Origin of the sequence: Paraburkholderia sp. GV068 (assembly GCF_003058125.1) — a bacterium.
GTDB classification, from domain to species: domain Bacteria; phylum Pseudomonadota; class Gammaproteobacteria; order Burkholderiales; family Burkholderiaceae; genus Paraburkholderia; species Paraburkholderia graminis.
Genome location: NZ_QBUB01000001.1, coordinates 26845 through 52700, shown reverse-complemented (window position 1 = coordinate 52700; position 25856 = coordinate 26845). Strand labels below are relative to the sequence as shown.

General features: G+C 63.5%; 25 protein-coding genes, 1 tRNA gene and 1 riboswitch. Of the genes, 10 read left to right on the top strand and 16 right to left on the bottom strand.

The features are described 5' to 3' along the window. Nucleotides 1-5: 5 nt before the first annotated feature. Genes C8K18_RS00265 through C8K18_RS00210 form a run of 12 tightly spaced genes read right to left on the bottom strand, consistent with a single transcriptional unit; the run spans nucleotide 6 to nucleotide 12462 of the window. Nucleotides 6-1202 carry a beta-ketoacyl-[acyl-carrier-protein] synthase family protein gene (locus C8K18_RS00265; RefSeq protein WP_107710718.1) on the bottom strand — a complete coding sequence of 399 codons (1197 nt, stop codon included), beginning with the start codon at nucleotides 1200-1202 and terminating at the stop codon, nucleotides 6-8. Beyond that, complete coding sequence (locus C8K18_RS00260) at nucleotides 1199-3664, bottom strand: MMPL family transporter (RefSeq protein WP_107710717.1); 2466 nt, start codon at nucleotides 3662-3664, stop codon at nucleotides 1199-1201. Before C8K18_RS00260 ends, C8K18_RS00265 begins: the two co-directional genes overlap by 4 nt. Then, nucleotides 3664-4344 carry an outer membrane lipoprotein carrier protein LolA gene (locus C8K18_RS00255; RefSeq protein ID WP_107710716.1) on the bottom strand — a complete coding sequence of 227 codons (681 nt, stop codon included), beginning with the start codon at nucleotides 4342-4344 and terminating at the stop codon, nucleotides 3664-3666. Before C8K18_RS00255 ends, C8K18_RS00260 begins: the two co-directional genes overlap by 1 nt. Beyond that, nucleotides 4332-4763 carry a thioesterase family protein gene (locus C8K18_RS00250; RefSeq protein WP_107710715.1) on the bottom strand — a complete coding sequence of 144 codons (432 nt, stop codon included), beginning with the start codon at nucleotides 4761-4763 and terminating at the stop codon, nucleotides 4332-4334. The genes C8K18_RS00255 and C8K18_RS00250 overlap by 13 nt, the downstream gene beginning before the upstream one ends. Next, nucleotides 4760-6373 carry a histidine ammonia-lyase gene (hutH, locus tag C8K18_RS00245; protein WP_107710714.1) on the bottom strand — a complete coding sequence of 538 codons (1614 nt, stop codon included), beginning with the start codon at nucleotides 6371-6373 and terminating at the stop codon, nucleotides 4760-4762. Before hutH ends, C8K18_RS00250 begins: the two co-directional genes overlap by 4 nt. Beyond that, nucleotides 6360-8084 (bottom strand): glycosyltransferase, encoded by a 1725-nt coding sequence (locus tag C8K18_RS00240; protein ID WP_107710713.1) that lies wholly within the window; start codon nucleotides 8082-8084, stop codon nucleotides 6360-6362. Before C8K18_RS00240 ends, hutH begins: the two co-directional genes overlap by 14 nt. Continuing rightward, nucleotides 8084-9790, bottom strand: a complete 1707-nt coding sequence (locus tag C8K18_RS00235) for an AMP-binding protein (protein WP_107710712.1) — start codon at nucleotides 9788-9790, stop codon at nucleotides 8084-8086. Before C8K18_RS00235 ends, C8K18_RS00240 begins: the two co-directional genes overlap by 1 nt. Further along, nucleotides 9790-10452, bottom strand: a complete 663-nt coding sequence (locus tag C8K18_RS00230; protein ID WP_107710711.1) for a hypothetical protein — start codon at nucleotides 10450-10452, stop codon at nucleotides 9790-9792. Before C8K18_RS00230 ends, C8K18_RS00235 begins: the two co-directional genes overlap by 1 nt. Next, the gene (locus tag C8K18_RS00225) at nucleotides 10452-10709 is read right to left on the bottom strand and encodes an acyl carrier protein (protein WP_006050196.1); all 258 of its coding nucleotides are present in this window, start codon (nucleotides 10707-10709) and stop codon (nucleotides 10452-10454) included. The genes C8K18_RS00230 and C8K18_RS00225 overlap by 1 nt, the downstream gene beginning before the upstream one ends. Continuing rightward, the gene (locus C8K18_RS00220) at nucleotides 10706-11005 is read right to left on the bottom strand and encodes a phosphopantetheine-binding protein (protein WP_006050195.1); all 300 of its coding nucleotides are present in this window, start codon (nucleotides 11003-11005) and stop codon (nucleotides 10706-10708) included. The genes C8K18_RS00225 and C8K18_RS00220 overlap by 4 nt, the downstream gene beginning before the upstream one ends. Next, nucleotides 10980-11774 (bottom strand): 1-acyl-sn-glycerol-3-phosphate acyltransferase, encoded by a 795-nt coding sequence (locus C8K18_RS00215; RefSeq protein WP_006050194.1) that lies wholly within the window; start codon nucleotides 11772-11774, stop codon nucleotides 10980-10982. Before C8K18_RS00215 ends, C8K18_RS00220 begins: the two co-directional genes overlap by 26 nt. Beyond that, the gene (locus C8K18_RS00210) at nucleotides 11758-12462 is read right to left on the bottom strand and encodes a beta-ketoacyl synthase chain length factor (protein ID WP_107710731.1); all 705 of its coding nucleotides are present in this window, start codon (nucleotides 12460-12462) and stop codon (nucleotides 11758-11760) included. The genes C8K18_RS00215 and C8K18_RS00210 overlap by 17 nt, the downstream gene beginning before the upstream one ends. A 522-nt stretch (nucleotides 12463-12984) precedes the next feature. Further along, a riboswitch (yybP-ykoY riboswitch) is annotated at nucleotides 12985-13202 on the top strand. 11 nt (nucleotides 13203-13213) lie between these two features. Between C8K18_RS00210 and C8K18_RS00205 the strand changes: the two genes are divergently transcribed. Further along, nucleotides 13214-13786 (top strand): TMEM165/GDT1 family protein, encoded by a 573-nt coding sequence (locus C8K18_RS00205; protein WP_006050192.1) that lies wholly within the window; start codon nucleotides 13214-13216, stop codon nucleotides 13784-13786. 76 nt (nucleotides 13787-13862) lie between these two features. On the opposite strand, the gene C8K18_RS00200 is transcribed toward C8K18_RS00205, so the two are convergent. Then, entirely contained in the window at nucleotides 13863-14558 is a 696-nt protein-coding gene (locus C8K18_RS00200; protein WP_107710710.1) for a DUF4136 domain-containing protein, read from the bottom strand. A gap of 270 nt (nucleotides 14559-14828) precedes the next feature. Between C8K18_RS00200 and pepN the strand changes: the two genes are divergently transcribed. The 5 genes from pepN to C8K18_RS00175 all read left to right on the top strand — a co-directional run bounded on the left by pepN (nucleotide 14829) and on the right by C8K18_RS00175 (nucleotide 19810). Further along, the gene (gene pepN, locus C8K18_RS00195; RefSeq protein ID WP_107710709.1) at nucleotides 14829-17534 is read left to right on the top strand and encodes an aminopeptidase N; all 2706 of its coding nucleotides are present in this window, start codon (nucleotides 14829-14831) and stop codon (nucleotides 17532-17534) included. 197 nt (nucleotides 17535-17731) lie between these two features. After that, nucleotides 17732-18013 carry a type II toxin-antitoxin system RelE/ParE family toxin gene (locus tag C8K18_RS00190; RefSeq protein WP_029967972.1) on the top strand — a complete coding sequence of 94 codons (282 nt, stop codon included), beginning with the start codon at nucleotides 17732-17734 and terminating at the stop codon, nucleotides 18011-18013. 16 nt (nucleotides 18014-18029) lie between these two features. Next, complete coding sequence (locus tag C8K18_RS00185) at nucleotides 18030-18485, top strand: HigA family addiction module antitoxin (protein WP_107710708.1); 456 nt, start codon at nucleotides 18030-18032, stop codon at nucleotides 18483-18485. Nucleotides 18486-18663: 178 nt separating this feature from the next. After that, nucleotides 18664-19680, top strand: coding sequence for a class 1 fructose-bisphosphatase (locus C8K18_RS00180; RefSeq protein ID WP_006050187.1), 1017 nt, complete (start codon nucleotides 18664-18666; stop codon nucleotides 19678-19680). Between the two features lie 54 nt (nucleotides 19681-19734). Next, nucleotides 19735-19810, top strand: a tRNA-Thr gene (locus C8K18_RS00175). Between the two features lie 126 nt (nucleotides 19811-19936). Here the strand turns inward: C8K18_RS00175 and C8K18_RS00170 are convergent. Beyond that, nucleotides 19937-20137: a hypothetical protein gene (locus C8K18_RS00170; protein WP_171800576.1), complete on the bottom strand. Its 201-nt coding sequence runs from the start codon at nucleotides 20135-20137 to the stop codon at nucleotides 19937-19939. Nucleotides 20138-20812: 675 nt separating this feature from the next. Here C8K18_RS00170 and C8K18_RS33155 point away from each other — a divergent pair. Next, entirely contained in the window at nucleotides 20813-20962 is a 150-nt protein-coding gene (locus tag C8K18_RS33155; protein ID WP_006050185.1) for a hypothetical protein, read from the top strand. Between the two features lie 277 nt (nucleotides 20963-21239). Continuing rightward, nucleotides 21240-21836, top strand: a complete 597-nt coding sequence (locus tag C8K18_RS00165) for a chorismate mutase (protein WP_029967978.1) — start codon at nucleotides 21240-21242, stop codon at nucleotides 21834-21836. 91 nt (nucleotides 21837-21927) lie between these two features. On the opposite strand, the gene C8K18_RS00160 is transcribed toward C8K18_RS00165, so the two are convergent. Beyond that, nucleotides 21928-23082 carry an exonuclease domain-containing protein gene (locus C8K18_RS00160; protein WP_107710730.1) on the bottom strand — a complete coding sequence of 385 codons (1155 nt, stop codon included), beginning with the start codon at nucleotides 23080-23082 and terminating at the stop codon, nucleotides 21928-21930. Nucleotides 23083-23273: 191 nt separating this feature from the next. Beyond that, nucleotides 23274-23477 carry a cold-shock protein gene (locus C8K18_RS00155; RefSeq protein ID WP_107710706.1) on the bottom strand — a complete coding sequence of 68 codons (204 nt, stop codon included), beginning with the start codon at nucleotides 23475-23477 and terminating at the stop codon, nucleotides 23274-23276. A gap of 428 nt (nucleotides 23478-23905) precedes the next feature. Between C8K18_RS00155 and C8K18_RS00150 the strand changes: the two genes are divergently transcribed. Together C8K18_RS00150 and C8K18_RS00145 are read left to right on the top strand one after the other, a co-directional pair. Then, nucleotides 23906-24169, top strand: coding sequence for a hypothetical protein (locus C8K18_RS00150; protein WP_006050181.1), 264 nt, complete (start codon nucleotides 23906-23908; stop codon nucleotides 24167-24169). Nucleotides 24170-24707: 538 nt separating this feature from the next. Then, nucleotides 24708-25853, top strand: a complete 1146-nt coding sequence (locus tag C8K18_RS00145; RefSeq protein ID WP_006050180.1) for a porin — start codon at nucleotides 24708-24710, stop codon at nucleotides 25851-25853. Nucleotides 25854-25856: the final 3 nt, after the last annotated feature.

Genomic DNA, 25856 nt, shown 5'->3' with positions numbered 1-25856 from the left:
CGCGCTCATCCTGCAAGAATCAGGCTGACGTTGCTGCCGCCGAATGCAAACGAGTTGCTCATCGCGTATCGGGTGGCTCCCTGCGTGGCCGCCTCGCGCGGCAAGAAACGTTCGGTTTCCACGAGGTCGAGCGCGGGCAGCGCCGGGTCGGCCGCGCCGTCCCACAGATGGCGCGGCAGCGCAACGTCCTGACGCGCGAGCGTGAGCCATACGAAGCCAAGCTCCGTCGCGCCCGCGGCGCCCAGTTGATGACCGGTCAGCGGCTTTGTGCCGCTTGTCGCGACACCTTCGGGAAAGACGCGCGACATCAGGCTCGCTTCCATCTCGTCGTTCTTGCGCGTCGCCGTGGCGTGCAGATTCACATAGCCGATGGACAACGGCGCGATGCCCGCATCGGCCAGCGCCTCGCGCAACGCGAGTTCGCCGCCCACGCCTTGCGGATCGGGCGACGAAATATGATGCGCGTCGCTCGATTCGCCGACGCCGGCGAGACGCACCGCCGCTTCGTCGCGGCTCATCAGGAACACGGCTGCGCCTTCGCCGACATTGATGCCGCAGCGATTGCGGCTCATCGGATTGCTGCGCACGCTGCTCGTCGATTCGAGCGACGCAAAGCCTTGCACCGTGAGCTCGCATAACGAATCGACGCCGCCCACCACGACCGCGTCGCATAGTTGCAACTGCAACAAGCGCCGCGCCGATGCGAACGCCTTCGCGCTCGACGTGCAGGCGGTCGAGATCGTATACGCCGGCCCTTTGACGCCGAGCGCCGCGGCCGCGAACGGCGCGGCCGTGCCGATCTCCATCTGCCGGTAATTGAAGCTCGACGGCAGCGCGCCGGCTTGTGCCTGATAGACGAACGCGGCTTCCGCCGCTTCGATGCCGGACGTGCTCGTGCCGAGCACGACGCCGATTCGATGCGCGCCATAGCGCTCGCGCGCTGCATCGACGGCAGGCGCGATCTGCGCGAGCGCCGCGAGCAGCAAGCGGTTATTACGGCAGTCGTAGCGCGCGAGATCCGCGGACGGCGCGAGTTCGAGCGGCGTCACGACGCTGCCGACAAACGCGTCGCCGATACCGGTGTGCATGCTTGCCATGCCGCTCGCGTCGCCCGCCGCGAGCGCCGGCACGATGCTGTCGAGGTCGCCGCCGAGCGCGTTGATCATGCCGAGCGCGTGCAAATAAACTGATGGCGCTTTCATGCGGCCCTCCTTGTTTCCGATGGCATGCCGATCGGTGCAAGCAGCACCGATACCGCGATGCCGAGCGCGAGCGTCGCGCCGAAGCTCTTCAACGCAGGCATCGCGCTCATGCCGAGCATGCCGAACGACAGCAGCGTGGTCGCCGCCGACAACAGCACGCCGGTCCACACCGCGCCGAGATCGGCGTCCGCGCGCAGGCATCCTTCGCGCAGAAACACCGCGTAGTTTGCGCCCACGCCGAGCACGAGCATCAGCGCAAGCCAGTTGAACAGATTGAGCGGCACCCGCGCATAACCGAATGCGGCGAGCGTGACGCCGACAGCGAGCAGCACCGGCAACGTCACCGCGACGCCGCCGCGCACGCGCTCAAGCAGAGAGACTGCGCCGCCTGCATTCGGTGAGACAGAGCGACGCGCAGCGTAACGCACGATCAGCAGAACCAGAACGAGCGTCAGCGCGCCGCCGAGCCACCAGCCGCTATCCACGCGATACGCGCCGAACAGCTTCGACACGCTCGCGGCTTTGTCGACGAACGCGACACCCGGCAGCGCCTGCGCGATGGCGATCAACGCGGGCTCGTTGCGCGGCGTCACGCCTTGCGGAATCACGACGGCCGCATACGCATGGCTCGCCGCGTCGACCTGACCGAGCCACAAATGCCGATACGGTTGCGACCACGGCGCGGCGAGCCATGAGTCGATACTCAACAGCGCTTGCGGCTTCGCTTGAGCGGCGATCCACGCGTCGGCGACTTCGTCTTTGAAGCCTGCTTGCAGCAGCGTCGCGCGCAACGCGGCCGGGTCGTTAAACAGATGTTGCGCGAGCAACGCGCGGTCTTCATTCTGCCGACGCGCGGACGGCACGAATTGCGCAACCGACTGATAACCGCCCGTCTTGTCCGCCGTGCCGTTCAACGCATCGAGTTTCGCGCCGAGCGCTTCGGCCCGCTGCAACACGACGTCCGCCGTCTCGCCGCGCACGACGAAAAATTGCGCGCTGTTATCCACGCCGACCGCTTCGCGCACCTTGTCTTCCTGCGCGACCAGCGACGCATCGCGCTGGATCAGCAGATGGATGTCGTCGTCGCTCGTGAGGCGCAGCCAGCCAGGAATGGCGGCAATCAGCAGCAGCGCGGCGACGAACCACGCGCGCTTGCCGCCGATCATGCGATGCCACACGCCGAGCAGGCGCGCGGCGCGCTCGAACAGACGCCGCGGGCTGCGCTTCGGCGCGTGCGGCAGCAACGCCGGCAACAGCCACATCACCGAAGCGAACGCCGTCACGATGCCCGCCATCGCAAAGCACGCGATCTGCTTGAGCGCGGGAAACGGCACCCATGTCAGGATCGCGTAGCCGAGCAGGCTTGTGGCAAGCGCGACGCTCAACGCGGGACGCACCGCGCGTGCGCCGCGCCGCGCATCCCAGTCTCGCCCCGCGCCGAGATAGACGACGAAATACTGGATCGAATAATCGACGGCTTCGCCGATCAGGCTCGCGCCGAACACGAGCGTCAGCAGATGCAGCTTGCCGAATACGAGCAACGTGACCGCAAGCGCGCAGACAATGCCGAGCGCGGTCGAGACGAAACCGAGCAGCAGCAGGCGCGGCGAGCGGAAGACCCACATCATCAGCAACGCAATGCCGACGAGCGACGCGATGCCGATCGCGTGTACTTCGCGCTCCGATGCGCTGCGTGCCGATTCGGCATAGAACACGGCGCCGGTGCGCGCCACCGACACGTCGGGGAACGCGTGCTTCAGCGCGCTTTCGCCTTGCGCCAACGCGCCGAGCACCGCGTGCTGCGTCTTCGTTTCATAGGCCGAGCCGGGCAGCGTCGCGACGATCAGCACGCTTGTCGCATTGCCTCGATGCGAGACGAGCAGACCGTCCTCGAGTTCGAGGTTCGACGTGGCAAGCGGCAGATTGCCGAGCCAATGTTCGAGCCAGCCGAACGGATCGTCCGATAGCGAGGTGGTGAGGCCCCCGCGCAGCGGACTGTAGATGCGCTGAGCCAGCGCATCGCGCAGCGTCGAATCCGCTGCGTTCGCGCCGGCGATTGCCGCACGATCGGCAGGCGTCAGCAAGCCGAAGCGATACGGCATGTACAGCGCCGCGATTTGCGACAGATCGAACGGCGGCAATTCCGCCGTCACCGAAGCGAACGCGCCGCTTGCCCGCAGCGATGCGCCGAGCTGTTTCGCCGCCGCTTTCGCGTGCGCGTCGTCGTGGCTCGTGACGAGAAAAACGGTGCGGTCGCCGAGCGCGCTCGCGAGCATATCGACGGCTTTTTCCGCGACGGGGTCCGCTTCGGTCGCGGGCAACAGCGCGAGCAAATTGGTCTGCAACGGTGACGGTCCCGCGAAACGCCAGCCGCAATACAGCGCTGCGACGAGCGCGAGCGCGAGCCACGCGGCGCGCACGCCCCATGTCTGTCTCGCGGATCTGTGTCGCAGCAAATCCATTACGGCGTCCCGAACAGGCTGCGTTCGGCCGGCGCGAGTTCGCTCACCGCCTCGCTTTTACTGAACTCGAGTTGCGTCGTATCGCCGTTGGCGAGCGCGATGCGCAAGCTCTGCAGATAATCGCCGCCGCTCATCTGCAAGCCTTTGATGGACTGCGCGATTTGCGGCTGGTTCGGCGTGAGTCGCATGCGCCAGTGCGCGGCGCTGCCTTCGGCCTCTACGTCGAATTGCGAATACAGCGCGGACAGATCGCCGCCGAGCATCGCGCGCATCATCTTCGAGACTTGCGCGACGCCGCGCGTGCCCTGCGCGCTGTGCGTGGTGACACGCTGACCGTTGGCGTTGACTTCGGCGACGCCTGCATCGGTAATCACATACGTGGCTTTGTACGGCGTCGCGATTTGCCAGATCACGCCGCGCTCGCGCACGAACAGCAGCGAGCCGGTGCTGACGAGCGGCTGCTTCATCGCGGCGAGTGTCTGCGTCTGCGTGAACTGCGCGCGCACGCCCTTGGCCGCGGCAAGGTGCGATGCGATCTGCGAGACGAGTGCGGGGTTGCCGTCCGCGGATGCTGCCGAAGCCGGCGATGCGGCCACGCTGAATGCGCCCGAAAGCGCGAGAGCGCATAGCGCGTTGCATAGCGCTTTGCTTAGTCGCCCGTAGCAATTCATGCTGCCCATACGCGCTCCAGTTTTTCGAACACGACGGGCGGCGACACGAATTGCAATTCCTGCGTCGCGGCATCGACAGCCACCTGAATCGTGTAGCCCTTCGTGAGCCGCGCGCCCGACGCGCAATCGACGATTTCATAGCCTATTTTCAGGCGGTTTTCGTGTTCGAGCAGTTGCGCGCGCACGTCGAGTTTCTGGCCGTAGGTTGCCGGACGCACGTACTTCAAGTGCGCTTCGACAATCGGCCACAGATAACCCGACGCCTGCATTTCGCGGTAGTCGTAATCGAACGCGCGCAACAGCGCCGCACGGCCGATCTCGAAGTACTTCAGATAATGGCCGTGCCAGCACACGTTCATCGCGTCGACGTCGTGAAACGGCACTTCGACCGCCGCACTCGCGCTCAATACCTTGCGGGCGGCGCTCATGCTTCTGAGCCTCCGCGATAGTCGTGCAGCAACTCGCAGGCGGCGATGCGCGCGGTCAGTGCGCGCAGATCGGATTCGAGCGCGCGGTCATCGTCGACGAAAGGCGATTGTGCGCCGACGTTTTCCACGAACGTTTGCAACGGCGCGGGCACCGGCGTCGCACTGTCGATTCGCAGGCGCAACTGCGCCGCCTGCACGGTGGCAAGCGTATGCGCGGCCGCGACCTGCTCGGTCAATTCGAGCACACGCAGGCAGTCGCGCGCGGCGATCGTGCCCATGCTGACCTTGTCCTGATTGTGAGCTTCGGTCGAACGCGAAAACACGCTGGCGGGCATCGTGTTCTTCAGCGCCTCCGCCGTCCACGCGGACGACGAAATCTGCACGGCCTTGAAGCCGTGATTGATGGCCGCACGCGCGGGCGCTGCGCCGCTCAGGTTGCGCGGCAAACCGTTGTTGAAGTTCACGTCGACGAGCAGCGCCAGTTGCCGGTCCATCAGGTCGGCGAGATTCGCGACGGCCACTTTCAGCGAGTCCATCGCGAACGCAATATGGCCGCCGTAGAAGTTGCCGCCATGCAAAACACGTTCGTTGTCGGGGTCGATCAGCGGGTTGTCGTTCGCGCTGTTCAATTCGTTTTCGATGTCGCGGCGCACCCAGCTCAGCGCATCGCGCCCGACGCCGATCACATGCGGCGCGCAGCGAATCGAATAGCGGTCCTGCAAGCGATGACCCGGCGTATCGTCGCGTCCTTCGAGATCGGCGCGAATCCAGGCGGCGGCTTCGGCCTGGCCCGCATGCGGCTTCACTTCGAAGAGCGTCGCGTCGAAATGCGCGGCGCGGCCGTCGAGCGCGACGGTGCACAGCGCGGTCAGGCGCGCGGCGAGCCGCGTCAGATGGTCGGCGCGCGCGAACGCGAGGCACGCGAGTCCGGTCATGACCGCCGTGCCGTTCATCAGCGCGAGGCCCTCTTTGGGCGCGAGTGTGAGCGGCGTGTGTCCGAGTTCGCCCCACACTTCGCGCACGTCGCGCAGGCGTCCTTCGAACATGACTTCGCGTTCGCCCGCGAGTGCGGCGGCGACATATGAAAGCGGCGTGAGATCGCCGCTCGCGCCGACCGAGCCTTCGGCCGGAATACGCGGCAGCACGCGATGATTGACGAGGTCCGCGAGACGTTCGAGCAGCACGGGGCGCACGCCCGAAAAACCATACGCGAGCGAGTTCAGACGCGCGGCGATGACGGCAAGCGTCTCGCCGTCGTCGAGATAGCGGCCCATGCCGCAGCCGTGATAACGCGTGAGTTGCAGTGGCAACGCTTCGACGAGTTCCATCGGCACATCGACCACGCAGGCGTCGCCGTAACCGGTGTTGACGCCGTACACCGTCGCGCCCGCCGCGAGATGGCGGCGCAAGAAATCCGCGCCGCGTTGAATGCGCGCGCGCCACTCGGGGTCCGTATTCAATGCGACCGGCGCGCGATGCTGCGCGATCGCGACGACGTCCTCAATAGTCAGCTTGCGTGCGCCGATCACCACCGGAGCCGCGTTGCCGCCGCGATTTGAAACCGCTTGCACGCCGGCATCCGGCGCGTCGATCAGATCATGTTCGGCCATTCGCGCCTCGCTTGGGGCTGGCCCAGAAATCGAAGAAGTTGAACCATTGATAAGGTGCCTTGCGGCAATAGTGTTCGAGACGCGCGGCATAACGCTGCGCCCACGCGGCGAGATGCTGCGTGCGTTCGCGCCGCGGCAATTCGATGCGCTCCGCGAACGGCTCGAAGTAAAGACGATAACCGCCCTGCTCTTTCAGGCAGAAGAAGAGATACACGGGACAGCCGAGCGCATGCGCGAGCACGTACGGTCCCTGCGCGAAGGGCGCATCGGCGCCGAGAAAGCGCGCCTGGGTGGTGCGGCCCGCTTCGTGCGCGGGCACGCGGTCGCCGACAATCACGAGCAGTTCGCCGGCGTCGACACGCTGCTGCATCAGCATCGCCGTTTCAGGCCCGAAGTCCGCGACTTCGAGCAGATGCCGCGCGAACTCGCTGTTCGCCGACGCGAGCACGCTATTGAAGCGCCGCGCATGTTCCGTATAGACGACAGCCGTGACTTTCGCGTAGGCGCCCTGCGCGGCGAGCGCACGCGTCATCTCCAGATTGCCGAGATGCGCGCCGATCACCAGCGCGCCCTTGCCGCTCGCGACCAATGCTTCGAATGCCGAAGGATCTTCGAACTTGACGTCGGCATTGTTGACGCGGCCGGACCACGCGGCGAGCTTGTCGAAGCCCGATTGCGCGAACGCCAGCATGTGTCGATACGCGGACAGCCAGCCGGGTCGCGGCGTCTCGCCATGCGGCGCGGCCTCGCGCAAACGCGTGAAGTAATTGGCCGAGGCCTCGCGCGCGGCACGTCCCGTCAGCAGAAAATACGCGACGATCGGATGCAGCCATAGCGCGGTGAAACGTCGGCCGAACAGCTTGCAACTGAGCGCGAGCAACGACATGCCGAGGTGACTGCCGCGCTCGGCGATACGCCACCAGTCCTGCGCGTTCGCCTCGCTTTGCACGTCCGCGAGCACGGCGCGGCGCGGCATGAACTTGTGCGCGACGAGCATCGGCAGACGCAGCAGCATGCCGCACACGAGCCGCGTGTGACTGCGGCTGATGCGCACGTTGTCCCACAGCACGTCGAAATGCGAGACGCCGTCGCTCGCATACGTGACGCGCGTGGGAATCGCGCGAAACGCTGCGCGCCGCCAATACAGGCGCACCAGAATCTCGATGTCGAAGTCCATCCGCGTGGGTAACTGCACGCTGTCGATCAACTCGCACGCGAGCCCAAGCGGATAGAGGCGAAAGCCGCACATCGAATCGCGGATGGTGAGCGACAGCGTTTCGATCCACACCCACACGTGCGTCAGATAACGGCCGTAGAGTCGCGCTTTCGGCACGCTCTCGTCATACACCGGACGGCCCAGAATGACTGCGCCGGGTTCGGCGCGCGCGGCTTCGATGAAACGCGGCACGTCATTGGCGTCGTGCTGGCCGTCCGCGTCGATCTGCAATGCGTGCGTGTACTTCGCGTTGCGCGCGGCGCGCAGGCCCGCCATCACAGCCGCGCCTTTGCCGCCGTTGACCGGCAGACGCAGCAGCGAGACTTGCTGCACGTATTGCTGTGCAAGCTCGGCGAGCACCTGTTGGGTGGCTTCGTCGCTGCCGTCGTCGACGATGAAAATCGGCAAGCCGTGCACCGCGAGATGCGCGACGGTCGCGCCGATCGCGTCCTTGTGGTTGTAGATCGGGATCACGATGCAGGGAGCGAAATTCATCACGCGCTCTCCCGATAAACGATCACGCCCGATGCGCAATCGCGCTCGTTCACGCGGTACGCGAACTGCACGCGCTGACGCGCGCTATCGTGCGCGAGCGTGAGCTTCAACACCGAACCCGGCGACACCGGCGCCATGAACTTCAACCGGTCGACCGACGCGACGCTGTGCGCGCACGGCAGTTGTTCGGCGGCCAGACGCACCGCCCAATCGACTTGCACGACGCCCGGCAGAATCGGCAGCCCGGGAAAATGGCCGGCGAAATGAATCAGCGTGGGCGGCACGCGCAGTTCGTAGTGCAGCGTGTCGCCTGCGCGCGCTTCGGCGAGCAGCTCGAAACCTTCGGCGCGCGGCTCGAACGCCGCGGCAACCGCCGACACCGGCAGCTTGCCGCGCGCGTCGAACGGCAACGCGAGACGAAAGCGCCAATGGCGCGGCAACACGACAGCGTCGAAGTAGTCGGCGAGATGGCGACGCAGATTTTGTGCGAGGACCACGCGGCCTTCGTCGCGCAACGCGTCGTTGCCCGCTCCCGTCAACGCGACGACCGCGCCGACGCGCTCACGCGCGCCGCCTTCGAGCGGCGCGATTGCCGCTTGCATCACATACGGATGCAGCGCGAGACGCGCTTCGAGTTCCGGCAGCGACACACGCTTGCCGTCGAGCTTCAGCACGCGATCGAGACGGCCTTGCAAACGGAAACGGCCTTGCGCGTCGAACGCGATCTTGTCGTCGGTGCGATGCCAGCCGCCATGGTCGAGATGCGGCGAGCGCACGTTGAGCGCACCGTCTTCGTCGCAACGCACTTCGATGCCGGTCGTCGCTTGCCATGCATCGGTCTGGTCCTGACGACGCCATGCAATGCCGCCCGTTTCCGTGCTGCCGTAGATTTCGAGCGGCGCGGCGCCGTAAGCCGCCGCATATTGCTGCGCGGCTTCGAGCGCGAGCGGACCGCCCGACGAAAAAACCGCGCGCGGCGCGGGCGTCAATGCGGCGAAGCCTGGCAGCGCGGGCCAGCGCGACAACTGCGCGGGCGTCGATACGATCACGGCTGCGCCGCATTGCGCGATCTGCGTTTGCAGATGCAGCGGTTCGATGCTGATCTCGCGATCGAATGCGCGGCCGGCGGCAAGCGGCCACATCACGCGAAACAGCAGACCGTAGATATGGTGATGCGGCACGCTCGCGAGCATGGTCGCGTCGCCGACGAGCGCGCCCCACTGCTTCTCGAGCGTGTGCACTTCGGCGTTGAACTGCGCGAGCGTTTTGCGGATCGGCTTCGGACGGCCGCTGCTGCCCGAGGTGTAGAGCGTGAGCGGCGCTTGGGGGTCGATGTTTTTGTCGAGCGCGGACGCGGCTGCCTCGGCTTGCGCATCGGCTTGCACATGCAACTGCAGCGTCGCGTCGGTCAGCACGACGTCGTACGCTTCGGCGAGATCGGCAAGATAGCCGGGCGTCGCGTTCGCCGGAATCACCGGCTCCTTGCCGCACGCGAAGAGCGCGAACAACGCGCACGCGAAATCGAACGGATCGTCGATACACAGTGCATAGCGTTGCGCCGCTTGCGATTGCACCAGCGCAACGAGCGCCGCGACGCGCGCGCGAAACGCGGCGCGATCGAGCAGCGCCGTGCGATCGCGGCAAACGGCAACGCGTGAAGCGGCGGCATCGAGCGGAACGGACAACAGGTCGTGCAACGCGATCATCACGCCGCCTCCGAACGCGCGGCTCGCGGCAGCACAACGAGATAGCGCCACACGACCTCGGCGATCAGCAGCACACCGATCAGCAGATAGGCAATCGCGCCGTTATACAGCGACCAGCTTGCGCGGCTCCAGTAGAGCGCGGTATACGCGGAAAAAGCACCGTTCAGTAGAAAGAACACACACCACACCTGAGTGACGCGCCGCGTGTGGCGCACTGCGCCCGGCGACAAATCCGGTTTGCCGAGGCGCGCAAATTTTTCGATCATCGACGGACCGCGCACGAGCGTCGCGCCGAACGCGATCAGGAGCCCGAGATTGACGAGCGACGGATAGAGGCGCAACAGCAGCTCGCTGTTGGTGAGCACGATGGCCGCCGACGCGCAGCTCAGCAAGCCGACCACGGTCCAGTCGATGGCGGAAAGACGCCGCAGCGAAGTCGCGACCGCACCGCTGCCGGCCCAGCGCTGCAGCCACAGAATCGCAAACAGCATGCAGCCGACGTAACGCGGCGTGTCCCAACGCCACGCGCACAGAATCAACGCGGGATACGCGAGCTTCACCAGCACTTGCACGATCGCCTTCAGCCAATGGCGTTCAGCCGCGGACGAAGCGCTTGCGGCGGGCTGATCGGCCGCCCGTGTGCGCGAACGCACTGCCGGCATCAGCCTTGAGCCGCCAGCAGCGATTCGACCGCGCCGATCACGTCGCCGACCGTGCGCACCGATTTGAACTCTTCCGGCTTGATGCGGCGCCCGGTCATTTCCTGGAGCTTGATCGCGAGATCGACCGCGTCGATGCTGTCCAGATCGAGGTCTTCGAACAGATGCGCGTCGGGTGTCACGCGTTCCGGCTCGATTGCGAAGTTCTCTTTAAAGATGGCGCGGATGCGTTCAAGAATCTCTGCCTCGGACACGGTCATTCCCCTTTGCTGTTGGTTTCGTTCGCGGCGTGCGCCGCTTCGCGCTGACTTGCCACCAGCGCGGCCAGCGTGCTGATGGAGCGAAAGTGCTCGCGCGTGCGGTCGTCGTTTGCCGCAATGGTCAATTGATATTGTTTGCGCAGCACGATGCCGATTTCCAGTGCGTCGATCGAATCGAGACCGATACCGTCGGTATCGAACAACGGTGCATCGTCGTCGATATCGGCGGGGCTCAGGTCTTCCAGATCGAGTGCCTCGATCAGAAGCTGCTTAATTTCCAGTTTTAAAGAATCCATAATCGAACAGGTGCCGGGTAATGTGTGCTTCGACGGCGCTCGTCACGCTGCGCGCAGCGAGAGCCGGTGTTGTGTCGTCTGCTGCGAGCCGCTCGACGCCGAGCGGCTCCAGCACGTTCACGCGCATGCGGAACGCTCGCGCCGGCACGTCGTACCAGCGCATCTGTTTCGTGAACGCGGGCGGATCGCAATCCATCAGCACCGGCACGATCGGCGCGTCCACCTTCAGCGCCATGTGCGCGAAGCCGCGCGAAAACGCATGCAGCCGGTTGCGCGCGGGACTGCGCGTGCCTTCGGGAAAAATGATCATCGTATAGCCTGCCGCGAGCTGCCTTGCGCCTGCTTCGACGAGCTCCGCCGGATCGGCGTTGCTCACGTATTCCGCCGAACGCACGATGCCCCAGAAACACGGGTTGCTCCAATGCGCGTTTTTCACGACGCAGCATGCGTGCGGCGTGAGCGAAAGCAGCACCATCACGTCGAGGTAGGTCGGGTGGTTGGCCACCACGATCGACGGACCGCGCGCGCGCAGCGCCTCGCCGCCCGACACTTCGAGCTTCATCACGCCGATCAGTTGCAACGCGCCGACGAGCGCGCGGAAAAACCAGTGGATGATGCTCGTCACCGCGAACTGCCGCGACGCGCGATGCGGCCACAGCCACGCGAGCGGAAACACCAGCACCGAAAACAGCACGCCGCAGATGCCGAACACGACGAAAGCCATGCCCGTGGCGAAGAATCGCCACGTGTAGTCAAGCCGCGCGGTCATGCCACTCCCACTGCCAAAGGACGCCGGCGCCCTGCCAGGCCGCGGGCTCGCCGGTTTCGAGACAATGCAGCAGCGCCTGGCTTTGCGTGGCGAAGCGGCTTGCTGCGGGCTCCTCCTGGTCGTGCAGGCCCGGCGATGCGGACCGTGTACAGACCAGATGGCCGAGCGCCGTTTCGTTACTCAAGAGCAGCGCGATCGCGCCGCCCTGCACTTCATCGTCGATCGTTCCGTATGCGGGGTCGGCCGGTTCGTCGGCGTAGACCAGCAGGACCGGTGACGCCGATTGCGTTGCGTGTTGCGCATACGCCTCGAGCAGCGCATAACCGAGCGTTTCCGGGCCCGCCGAAATGGCGCTCGCCGCCGAGCGGTCGCCGCGCGCGATGCCGAACACGCCCGTCATCGCATTGAGCACCGAGAGGCTGAAGGCCGTCGGCGACACCGGCTCGCCGGATCTGATGGCGCGCAGGATCTCCGTGGTGCGGCGCAGTTCGCCGTGCCGCGACGCGAACACGACGCGCGCCTCGTCGGCCCCGACGCAATCGTGCGCCACCTTCAGCGCGGCTTTCGAGAGCGTGCTGAGACGCCGCCGCACGATCGGTTCGATAAAACCGATGTCGGGTGCGGCGGTGGCGGCAGCAGGCCAGCTAGACCAGCGAGCGACCGGAATGGTCCAGTGCGGATCGGGCATATCGGTGTTCGCGCGTTGAAGCAAGGAGAGGCTGAAGCGCCTGACGGAATACGCAGCCGTCACAGCGTATGCGCGCCGCGCGGACCGGCAATTTCCAGCCGGGGGACAATCCAGACTTCTTTTGTAGGGTTCAGCGAATTAACGGCACTTTGGCCCGATTATTTAGGCCATTGACGATTGGCCGTGTAGTTTGGCTCAGGCTTCCTTAGTCGCCGGAATCATACTGAATATTCTGAATTAAATCAGCCACAAAAGACGTATCCATCTGTATCCGTCTCGCGTTTACGACGCTAATTTGAGTGCTATGGCGATTTGCAGAAATTTCCCATCTGGGCCTGGGAATATCCCTACATCTGTAGGTTTTTGGGAATTCGACTGTCAGACGGTCGCGTTCGCAAAGAGAATCCCCTAGATGCTTTCAATTAACTTTCTGCGACGACTGTTGCAGTCGAATACATGCGATCCGATTTCACGCGAATTCTGCTCCCGGCAGAACGGTCGCGCGGCGACGCCTGCTATAATCCGTCCCTCATTGGGGAGTAGCCGCCCCGCGCCACGTTCGCCCGGCATCTAGCCGGGCTCGCAACAACGTGCGCTCGCGGGGGCGCCTGTCAACAGACTTGGCCGTCATGGCCGTGGCAGCCGCAGCCTCTGGCCTGGCGAGACCGATGACCCACACCCCGCCGCAATTGGGCCCGGCGTGTCGTGGGTCGTCGCTCGTTCATTTCCCGGCCCGCGGATTCCAACCCACGTGTTCCACGCTTTCCTCATTTCCACCGGAGCGGTCGCGCTCGCCGAAATCGGCGACAAGACGCAGCTGCTGTCGCTCGTGCTCGCCGCGCGTTATCGCAAGCCGATGCCGATCATCCTCGGCGTGCTGGTCGCGACGCTCGTCAATCACGCGGGCGCGGGCGCGCTCGGCGCGTGGCTCGGCTCGCTGCTCACGCCGGCCATCATGCGCTGGGCGCTGGCCATTTCATTCATCGGCATGGGTTTGTGGATTCTCGTGCCCGACAAGCTCGACGACGAAGAAGCCAACACGAACCGCACGCATCTTGGCGTGTTCGGCGCGACTGTCGTGGCCTTCTTCCTCGCGGAAATGGGCGACAAGACGCAGATCGCGACGGTTGCGCTCGCCGCGCGCTTTCACGACTTCTTCGGCGTGGTGGCGGGCACCACGCTCGGCATGATGATCGCCAACGTCCCGGCGATCCTGCTCGGCGACCGCTTCGCGCACCGTCTGCCGACCGGCATCGTGCACGGCATCGCCGCCGTGCTGTTCGTGGTTCTCGGAACGATGGCGCTGTTCGGCGGCGGGCTCTGACGACGTGCGCGCGATGCCGGCATTTGCCGGATCGCGCTCTTGTCACGCTTTTATCGCGCTTGCGGTCGCGTCGCGGTCATTGCACGGCTTTCGCGCCCGACGCGGCAGCCGGCGACGCTGCAGCCGGCACCGGCGTTTCGTTGGAAGCACCCGCGCTGTTGCCAAGCGGAATCTTGACCGTGCGCACGACGCCGTTGCCAAGCGGGAAGTCGGCAAGCGCACTGCGCGCCAGATACGGCATGGCCCTCACCAGCGACGACTCGCCGCCCGAGTTGCGCGCGGTCACGTTGTAGACCTCCTTGCCCGTCGCGCGCTCGGTGATCCGCACGCCGAGCAGATGCGTGAAGATCGGATAGCTCTGGTTCACGTAGCCTGCGGGAAACGGACCCCACGGCCCCCACGGATCGTACGGACGGCCCCAGCCCCAGTAAGGCGCCGGCCACGGGTTGTAGTAGACCGGCTCGGCCACCGTCACCATGTCCGAGCGGATTCCATACGAGAGCCCGACGAGATAGCGCGCGTCGTTGCCGTCAACCTGGCGGAACGCATGCGTGGCGAGTTCGTTGGCGATGATGCGCTCATAGGTGGTCAGCTCGAGATTGTTCCGCTGGTCGGGCTCGCGTGTGAACGCGTAGGTGCGGGCCGCGTCGCCGCCGCTCCAGTCGGAGAACGCGGTGACCTGCGTGGTCACGTAGGTCGTGCAGCCGGACAGCAGCACGCTCAGTGCCGCGAGCAGCAGCATGGCCCGGCGCGTCCAGATATTCGTTGTCATGGTCTACCTCGTGAAGCGTTTCTGTTCGTTCGTCTTTCATTGTACGTATGACCGTCGATCGCGCCGCGCCGTTCCGCTCCCTTCCGCTCCCACGCCGCAGGAGCTTGAGCGTGAGCAAGAGCGGTGCGGGCGTCCGAGCGCGCATCGGCCGAACGGCTATCTGAAAAGCGCGCGCCGCACGATTGCCCGAGGCTTTGTACAATGGCTCGACAAGCCCGGCTCGCGCGTCTTCGTGCGCCGGCCGCTCGAGTCCCATCACTACAGAACGCCATGGCCGATACCGCAACGCCCAATGTGATCCGCCGCGCCGATTATGCGCCGCCCGCTTTTCTGATCGACACCGTCGCGCTCGAGTTCGATCTGCTGCCCGAACGCACGGTCGTAAAGAACACGATGCGCGTGCGCCGCAACCCGGACGCCGCGCGCGCGCCGCATCTCGAACTGATGGGCGAACAACTGGAGTTCGTCGGCGCGACGCTCGACGGTCAGCCGTTCGCCAACGCGCATCCGCACGAGCACGGGCTGGTGCTCGACAACGTGCCCGACAGCTTCGAGCTCACGCTCACCAGCATCTGCAATCCGGCGGCGAATACGACGCTCTCGGGCCTGTATGTGTCGAGCGGAAACTTCTTTACGCAGTGCGAGGCCGAGGGCTTTCGGCGCATCACCTATTTCCTCGACCGGCCGGACGTGATGTCGACCTACACGGTCACGCTGCGAGCCAGCAAAGCCGATTATCCGGTGCTGCTGTCGAACGGCAATCTGCTCGAGGAAGGCGATCTGCCGGACGGCCGTCATTTCGCGCGCTGGGAAGATCCGTTCAGGAAGCCGAGCTATCTGTTCGCGCTTGTCGCCGGCAAGCTCGTTGCGCTCGAAGAGCGTGTGAAAACCGGCTCGGGCAAGGAAAAGCTGCTGCAGGTGTGGGTCGAGCCGCATGATCTCGACAAGACCCGTCACGCGATGGATTCGCTGATCAATTCGATCCGCTGGGACGAACAACGCTTCGGCCTCGAACTCGATCTCGACCGCTTCATGATCGTCGCGGTGAGCGACTTCAACATGGGCGCGATGGAAAACAAGGGGCTCAACATCTTCAACACGAAGTACGTGCTGGCGAACCCGGAAACGGCGACCGACACGGACTTCGCGAACATCGAGGCGGTGGTCGGCCACGAGTATTTCCATAACTGGACCGGCAACCGCGTGACCTGCCGCGACTGGTTCCAGTTGAGCCTGAAGGAAGGCCTGACCGTGTTCCGCGATCAGGAATTCTCCGCCGACATGGCCGCCGGACTGACCAGCAGCGGCGACGAAGCGGCGCGCGCGACGAAGCGCATCGAAGACGTGCGCGTGCTCCGCCAGATGCAGTTCGCCGAAGACGCCGGCCCGATGGCTCACCCGGTGCGCCCGGAAAGCTACGTCGAGATCAACAACTTCTACACGATGACCGTCTACGAAAAAGGCTCGGAAGTCGTGCGGATGTATCAGACGCTGTTCGGCCGCGACGGTTTTCGCAAGGGCATGGACCTGTACTTCAAGCGTCACGACGGCCAGGCCGTGACGTGCGACGATTTCCGTCATGCGCTCGCCGACGCGAACGGCCGCGACCTCGCGCAGTTCGAGCGCTGGTACAGCCAGGCGGGCACGCCGCGCGTGTCGGTGCGCACCCGTTACGACGCGGCGGCGCGGCGCTACAGCGTGACGCTCACGCAGGGTTATGGCGACGCCGCGCCGGCCGCGCGCGAAACGCAAAAGGGACCACTGCTGATTCCGTTCGCCATCGGTCTGATCGGCAAGGACGGCAACGATCTGCCGCTGCAACTCGAAGGCGAAGCGCGCGCTTCCGACTCGACCACGCGCGTGCTCGAATTGACGCAGACCGAGCAGACGTTCACGTTCGTCAATGTCGAAGACGAGCCGTTGCCGTCGCTGCTGCGTAATTTCTCGGCGCCGGTGATCGTCGAATACGATTATCCGGCCGAACAGCTCGCGTTCCTGCTCGCGCACGACAGCGATCCGTTCAACCGCTGGGAAGCCGGCCAACGCCTTGCCACGCGCGAGTTGCTGACGCTCGCCGGACAGGCGGCGAACGGCGCGCAACTGCAACTCGACGACTCGGTGGTCGCCGCGTTCGCGCGCGTGCTCACGGACGAATCGCTGTCGCCGGCGTTCCGCGAACTCGCGCTGATGCTGCCGTCGGAGGCCTATCTGGCCGAGCAGATGACGGAGTCGAATCCGGCGGCCGTGCATGCGGCGCGGCAGTTCGTGCGCAAGCGTCTCGCGAATGCGCTCAAGGGCGAATGGCTGAGCATCTACGAGAAGCATCGCACGGCGGGTCCGTACGAAGCCACGCCGGCCGCGGCCGGACATCGCGCTCTGAAGAATCTCGCGCTCTCGTATCTGACCGAGCTCGACGATCCGGCGGAAGCCGTGCGGCTCGCGTCGGCGCAATACGAGGCCGCGAACAACATGACCGACCGCGCCGCGGCCTTGTCCGCGCTGCTCAACGCCGCAGCGGCCAATGGCGGCAGCGCCGAGGCGCAGCACGCGCTCGACGACTTCTACCGGCGTTTCGAGAAAGAGCCGCTCGTGATCGACAAGTGGTTTGCGTTGCAGGCCACGCAGCGTGGCAGTGCGCAGCGCCCCGTGATCGAAATCGTGCGCAAGCTGATGACGCATCCCGCCTTCAATCTGAAAAATCCGAATCGCGCGCGCTCGCTGATCTTCAGCTTCTGCGCGGCCAACCCGGCGCAGTTCCATGCGCAAGACGGCTCGGGCTACGCGTTCTGGGCCGACCAGGTGATCGCGCTCGACGCAATCAATCCGCAAGTGGCCGCCCGCCTCGCTCGCTCGCTCGAATTGTGGCGCCGCTTCACGCCGACGCTACGCGATGGCATGCGTGCGGCGCTGGAGAAAGTGGCGTCGCAAGTGAAGTCGCGCGACGTGCGCGAAATCGTCGAGAAGGCGCTCGCATGATGCGCGTTTGAGCGGTTCTCAACCCCGAAAGCCGGCACGCGTTGCCGGCTTTTTTTCGCCCTTGTGTTGCGACGACCCGGTGGCAGGTTCACGTCGACGTTAGCCATTTGGCCGACTGTTCTTAAGCGCCGCATTGAGGGAAAGTAAACGCATTCAATTAACGGTTTACGTTTAACGCGATGCGTTATATCATTCCCATGATCACAACATTTGGCGACAAGGCTACGGCAAGAATTTTTCAGGGCAGGTTCGTGCATGCGCTGCCGCGTCATATCCAGGCGCTCGCGTATCGCAAGCTCCTGATGATCGACGCCGCGGACACCGTCCATAGTTTGCATGCGCCGCCCGGCAACCGGCTCGAAGCGTTGCAGGGGCAGCGCAGCGGGCAGTGGAGCATCCGGATCAATGCGCAATGGCGCATCTGTTTTCACTTTATCGACGGCGAGGCGCTGAATGTTGAGATTGTCGACTATCACTGATTATTGGGAGACCGACATGGTCATCAAACGCTCCGATCTGGACAGTACCGATTTCTCCGGCATCGACACCGGAGACAGCATCGAGGAAATCCATCCGGGGGAGATTTTGCGCAGCGAATTCCTCGAACCGCTCGGCATGTCCGTCAATGCGCTCGCGCTTGCGTTGCGCGTACCGGCGCCGCGCATCAACGACGTGGTGCGTGGCAAGCGCGCGATCTCGGCTGACACCGCGCTGCGGCTCGAGCGCTACTTCGGCGCGAGCGCGCAGTTCTGGCTCAATCTGCAAATCGCCTACGACCTGCGCGTCGCCACGGCCGCGGCGGGCGCGCAGATCGAACGCGAGATCGAACCCATGCCGAAGGCCGATCGCCCGAAGCTGCCCAAGGTTTCCGCGGAACATGCGCGCGCCGCGGCGCTCGCAGCGAGCGTGAGCGGCAGCGCCGCGGCGGGCAAGGTCCGGCGCAAAGGCTGACCGGCCGGTTGTGGTTTGGGTTGTGCTTTGGGTTGTGCTTTGGCCGCCGGTTATGCTCGTTGCTGCTCACTGGCCGCGTCGCGCGCGTTTTTCATCTCTCCACCGACAGCAAAAGCACGGGGCAGACACACCGAGCGGTTAAAATCCGGATATTCCTCAAGCCTCCTGGAGTACAGCAATGTCCTTGCAACGTCGTACCACTCTCACGAAGTACCTGATCGAGCAGCAGCGGGAAACCAATAACCTGCCGGCCGATCTGCGCCTTTTGATCGAAGTTGTCGCGCGGGCCTGCAAGGCGATCAGCTATCACGTCAGCAAGGGCGCGTTGGGCGATGCGCTCGGCACCGCGGGCAGCGAAAATGTGCAGGGCGAAGTACAGAAGAAGCTCGATATTCTGTCGAACGAGATCCTGCTCGAAGCGAATGAATGGGGCGGCAACCTGGCAGGCATGGCATCGGAGGAAATGGAGCAGTTCTTTCCTATTCCCGCGAACTATCCGAAGGGCGAATATCTCCTCGTGTTCGATCCGCTCGACGGCTCGTCGAACATCGACGTGAACGTGTCGATCGGCACCATCTTTTCAGTGCTGCGCTGCCCGGACGGCCAGCAGCCTACCGAGCAGTCGTTCCTGCAGCCGGGCACGCAGCAGGTCGCCGCGGGTTATGCGGTGTATGGGCCGCAAACCGTACTGGTACTGACCACTGGTAACGGTGTGAACTGCTTCACGCTCGACCGCGAACTCGGTTCGTGGGTGCTTACGCAAAGCGACATGCGCATTCCGGTCGAGACGCGCGAATATGCGATTAACGCGTCGAACGAGCGGCACTGGTATCCGCCCGTCGAGCAGTACATCGGCGAACTGAAGCAAGGCAAGGAAGGTCCGCGTCAAAGCGACTTCAATATGCGCTGGATCGCGTCGATGGTCGCGGACGTGCATCGTATCCTGAACCGCGGCGGCATCTTCATGTACCCGGCCGACAAGCGCACGCCGGACAAGCCGGGCAAGCTGCGTCTGATGTACGAAGCGAACCCGATGGCGTTTATCGTCGAACAGGCAGGCGGCGCCGCGACCAACGGCGAGAAACGCATTCTCGATATTCAGCCGAAGAGCCTGCATGAGCGCGTCGCGGTGTTCCTCGGCTCGAAGAACGAAGTGGACCGCGTGACCCGCTACCATCTCGAAACAAAAAATTGACCGAGGGGCTTGCCAAGCCAATAAAGAAGTCCCTATAATCTCGCTTCTCCTGATGCCGGAATAGCTCAGACGGTAGAGCAGCGCATTCGTAATGCGAAGGTCGGGGGTTCGATTCCTCTTTCCGGCACCATCAAGATTCAAGCAAAAAGCCCAGTCCTCGTGACTGGGCTTTTTGTTTTGGCGATGCGTTTATCGAGGTTGGGACAACACGCGTCTTGCGGTTACTAGTTGGCTTTGGCTATCCGCAAAAGTCCGCTCAGTCGCCGTGCAAGCGCGCGATCGTGACGAGGTTGCGCGCGACGACGGAATCGTTTGTCGCGACGCCCTGCTCGACGTTGCTGCGTTCGTCGCCGCAATACGCAGCGACCGCTTCCTGCGGCGCTGACGGAAACCACGAGATGCGGCCGTCGCATTCGATGCCGACCTGACGTCCCTTCCAGTACACAGCGTTTTCCATGACCCACTCTCTGAAGGCGAAGACGACCATCTTCCGCATCGGCAGACGCGCGTCCGTTGCCCAACGCACTCTCGGTTGCCGATACGTCTCCACATCATAGAAGCCAGGATCGCGGCTGCCGGCGTTGTCATCGAGCGATGATGTTTTGTCGCGAAATGCGCGAGCTGGAATGCAACGCCGGCCGAATGCTTAAACCATTCAGTGAAACTCCTAAAAAGTCTTAAGTCGCGTTTGAAAAAAGAGGCCGTGGATCGTCAACGGCGCGACACGTCGCTCGTTTACAAAGAGGTAAAGCTTTCTCGCGATATAAGGTCCGGGTCGGTAATAAACGAACGTTCGCCTTTTAGCGCGGAAAACGATTCCGATGCGGCGGCGCACAAGAAGCTTTGAATCGGGGAATACCCGGAATGAACAGGAGCGGACTCGCGAGACCGAGAGGCGGCAGTGCTTGGGCGGCCCGCCTGACAAGGCGCCAGGGAATCTACCGATGAATTGATGCGCTGAACGTACGCAAGCCCACAGAACAACACAAGCTGCGAACCTATAAATTTAATCAGAAGACTCTGCTGAAATGGTGCGCTGTGCCGTTAAAGCAACAAAGAACGCGTGATGTTAATCGGGCACTGGTGCTAATCGGGGCCCGAGGGAATAATGAGTTTGTAAAGGAGAAAGATCATGGATGCCAAACCACCGAAGATTCCGACCCCGGACAAAGTTTTCAGCCCGGATCCGGAACCTGTCGGCGTCGAATTTTTGGGTGCGGAACTGCCGGAGCACGTGCGCGCCTTTTTCGACGAACAACGTAAGTCGTGCGACGCAAAGTAACTGTGCAGTGGCGCAACGCAGCAGCGGTCTTCGTGTCTCGTGCATGAGGTCTGGTGGCTCGCGCGCTCCCCGATCGCTTTCGTTTGGACGCTACCAATAGACGGACTGCCGCCGCGTAGTGCCGGCGCCTGTCGTTGCGCTTGCGCGCTTCCGCTGCGCGAGCATCGGTTGTGCTCTGCTTCCAGCAGCGGCTGCGCCCGGGAGCGCGCCTGTGCGATCGTAGATCGTCTATTCTTCTGGTTTTTCCTTCCGGGCCACCCGGCCGACCGTTGATCCCATGAATCGATTGTTTCGCTTCGCTGCGCCGTGCGCGCTGGCGCTCTTCGCCTGTGCCGCGTTCGCGCCAGCCCCCGCCTTTGCCGATGGCGACGATACCGCGCTAACCAACGTGATCGCGCTTGCGTCGCAACGCCTTGCGCTCGCGGAGCCGGTGGCGCGCTGGAAGTGGGCCAACCATCAAGCGATCACCGACACGCCGCGCGAACAGGCACTGCTCGCCGATGTGGAAAAGCGAGCCGCGGCGGCCAACGTGGATCCGGCGTTCGCGCGCGCTTTCTTCCAGGATCAGATAGACGCCAGCAAAGAGGTGCAAAACGCGCTGTTCGCGAACTGGCGCGCGACTCAGCCGCCACAAGAACCGGCGCCGGACCTCGCGACGAGCACGCGCCCTCAGTTGGACCGCTTGACGCAGGCGCTCGTCGCCGGCCTCGCCCGCGTGCAACCGCTGCGCGCGGCGCCGGACTGTCCGTCGCGCGTCGCTCAGGCGCTTGCTAACTGGAAGTCGCTGACCCGCTATGACTCGACCCGGTCGAATGCGCTAACTCATGCGCTTGGACACGTGTGCGAAAGCGGCGGCGTCGGCGCGACGGGCTGACGGCGGACGCCAGGAGGAAGGCGTGGACTGATCGCGCTGCCGGGCTTGCACGATCGGGCGGAACGAGCGGGTGAATGTGCAGGCGAAGCGGTCAGGCAACGCCCACGACAGGCTCCGCGTTCACGACCGTCAGCGGCGTCATCCGCAAACCGCGTGCGAGATGGCTTTGCAAAATCCGATACGTCGAAAGTTCAAAGCCGCTGCTATCCAGACGCGACGTGTGCAACTCGGTCGCCTGCTCCAGCGACGGCGCATGGCCGATATAACACCAGCGGTCGACAACATGAAAAGCGCACGCCTCCGACGCCTGTTCGCGCTCCTCGAAAACGACAGGCCCGACAAACGGCCACGGCGCGTCGATGGGATCGCTCTTGGCGACGCGCGGCGCGCGATTGTGCCCAGGCCGCAGCGCCGCGATCCACTGTGCCTCTGTCAGCATTGCGCCCAGCTCGCCGCCCGTCGCGCGCCATTCGACACGCCGAACCTGCTGCGCAAGCCGTATATCCTTCGACGAACGGCGCTCCCCTGTCAGATGCGCGCGAAGCCGCTGACGGACGCGTACGCTTCGTCCGACATACAGCGGCAAGTCGTCGTCTCCATAGAACGCGTAGACGCCGCAGCCCGCAGGCGCCGTCTCGAGCAGATCTTCAGTGATGTTGCCGGCCAGCCGGTAGCGCCGGGTCGTGCGCTCGATGTGCGCCCGTAAAACGTCGAGCGGCACGAGGCCATGCAGGCGCTGCCAGAACTGCCAGATCAGATCGGCGTCGGCGAGCGCGCGATGGCGATCCGACGGCACGAGCGAATGACGCTCGACCAGCGCATCGAGGCCGTGACGCTTTTCCGACGGAAACAGCGCGCGAGACAGGCGCACGGTGCACAGCACGTCCGGGTCGAATGAAATACCGGCGCGCCGGAATTCGCCACGCAAGAAACCCCGGTCGAAGCTCGCGTTATGCGCGACGAACAGTTTGCCGTTCAGGCGGGCAAAGAGTTCGGGCGCGATGGCGTCGAATGTCGGCGCGCCGCGCACCATCGCATTCGTGATGCCGGTCAGCTGCTGAATGAAGGACGGAATCGGTTGCTGCGGATCGACGAGGCTGCTCCAGCGCGTGACGCCGGCCGGCCCGACTTCGACGACGCCGACCTCGGTAATGCGGTGCTCGCTGGTCGAGCCGCCGGTGGTTTCAAGATCGACAAAGACGATGGGCTCTGCGAAGGCCGGTTCGGCCAAAAACTGTTCGGACATGGAGAGAATGCTTGGACGCGTGACTTTGCGCCAAGTATGCACTAGTTGGCGGCCGCCGACCGTGCGTAGATCGCGCCAGCCGGACCACACGCCCGACCGAAGCGAATAAAAACAAAAGCCCCCGCGATGAATCGCGAGGGCCTTTAGCAGCGGACCCTGCCCCGCGCGCTACGGGGCAGCGGCACTACTGCTTACAGCGGCTGGATATTCGCCGCCTGCTTGCCCTTGGGGCCGGCCTTGACGTCGAAAGATACACGCTGGTTTTCCTTCAGCGATTTAAAGCCTTCGCTGCGGATTTCCGAGAAATGCGCAAAGAGATCTTCGCCACCCAAATCGGACGTAATGAAGCCAAAACCTTTAGCATCGTTAAACCATTTGACGATACCTGTTTCCATTTTCCAGTTTCCCTCAACGAATTATCAAATCGGGCAATGCCCTCAACGCCTCAATCCATTGCCATCTTATCCATAAGGAATATCCCTGAGGCATTGCGCACTCGGAGCGGCTACTGAATTCAGCTTTGCCGTTATACGGGGCGCGGTGAATCACCGTCAAGTGAATTTTTAATAGTCCTTAAGTACGGCATTGGATAAGCGAAAAGTTAGCCGAATGGCGGAAATAACCGGCGTTTGGATACTCGCGCTCGCGTCAAATTTACTCCTCCTTTAACGCGAGCACAGAAAAAGAGAAAGACTTCCCGAAATGCACGCGACGTTTGTAACGATTTGTGACTTTGGTAAGTGTTTCTCCGACTTGTTCGCCTCGCCGAGCGAACCGCATCATGAAGCTATGTATTTGCAGTAATGCGCATCAGGAGATTGCCATGCAGTTCCATACCATCCGCCTCATTCTTGCCCGGCTCATCCCTCATTTCGCTCAATCACCGTCGCAAGCATCTCGCACTTCCAGTGCCGAAGCAGACCGGCAGAACTCGTCGGCCCTCGAATTCGACCCGGTATGGCACGGCGATCATTGGCAAAACCTGCTGTCGTCGCCGATGGACGCCCGGCGCTACGTCATGGAGGACTGGAGTTCCTCGACGCCGACCGAACGGTGGAACACCGACTACGCCGCACCGGCGCATTGAGCGGAAGTCACGCGCCAAATCGGGCTTCGCAGTTCTGAGCGCGCAAAAAAAAGCGCGACTGGGAAGTCGCGCTGACAAAGGTTTGGAGATCTTTTTCGACAACGAAAAAGTCCGCTTCGGAAAGCGGTAATTCAGTATAGCGCTTATTTCCGAGTCCGATTATTCACACAAATAACAATCGTCTATTGCATTAACAACAACAATAACTTCGCATAGCCGCTCTTGTTGTTTTTTTGCATCGGATAAGCGTCGTATATAAGCAACGCCAATTCCTCCGCACCCCTTGCATGAGCCCTTGGTACTCTCGAAAGCCTTAACCGGCGGGGCTTTCAACGCGTCCGCATATCGTTTCGAATGGCGTAATACTCTATTGCGCAAACAGAAACGCCCATTGATTAGACGGTCTCTCTACACTTTGCGTAACCGGAAAACAGCGCCGCATTCAGACGCTCTTCTCGCGGATACGCCTCTCGCAGCGTCCGCGTGAAGGTTTTCCGAAGCAGCATTCACCGCCAATTCTTGCTTTCGGAGTAACAAGATGAAAAAGACTCTCATGGTCGCAGCCCTGACGGGCGTTTTTGCCACCGCGGCGCACGCCCAAAGCAGCGTCACTCTGTACGGCTTGATCGACGCCGGCATCACGTACACCAACAACCAGCACGGTCACAGCAACTGGCAGCAAACCAGCGGCTCGGTGAACGGCAGCCGTTGGGGCTTGCGCGGCGCTGAAGACCTCGGCGGCGGCCTGAAGGCAATCTTCACGTTGGAAAACGGCTTCGGCATCAATGACGGTTCGCTGAAGCAAGGCGGCCGCGAATTCGGCCGTCAGGCATTTGTCGGTCTGTCGAGCAACCAGTTCGGCGCCGTGACCCTCGGCCGTCAATATGACAGCATGGTCGATTTCGTCGGCCCGCTGGCATTGACCGGCACGCAGTACGGCGGCACGCAGTTCGCCCATCCGTTCGACAACGACAACCTGAACAACTCGTTCCGCATCAACAACTCGGTCAAGTACACGAGCGCGAACTACGGCGGCTTCAAGTTCGGCGGCCTGTACGGCTTCTCGAACCAGGCTGACGGCTTCGCCAACAACCGCGCTTACAGCGCCGGCGCATCGTACAACTGGGGCGGCCTGAATGTCGGCGCAGCGTACCTGCAACTGAACAACAACGGCGCGACGGGCGCGGCTGCGGCGTTCAACGCCGGCGGCGCAGTGTCGAGCGACAACACCTTCTTCGCTAGCCGTCAGCAGACGTGGGGCGCGGGCGCGAGCTACGCGTTCGGTCCGGCAACCGTCGGTCTCGTGTACTCGCAGACGAACCTGTCGGGCCTCGCCGGCATCGGCGCAGGCGCGTCGGGCCAGACGGGCGGCGTCGCCTTCGGTGGTGACAGCGCGCACTTCCAGAACTTCGAAGCTAACGCTCGCTACGCTCTGACGCCGGCTGTCAGCATCGCCGGTTCGTACACGTACACGCGCGCCAGCCTCGCCGGCACCCGTCCGCACTGGAACCAGTTCAACCTGCAAACGGCATACGCACTGTCCAAGCGCACGGACGTCTATCTGCAGGGTGAATACCAGCAAGTCAACGAGAACGCGGTTGTTAACGCGGACATCAACGGTCTGGCTGCTTCGAGCAACAACAAGCAGATCGCTGTCACGGCGGGCCTGCGTCACCGCTTCTAAAGC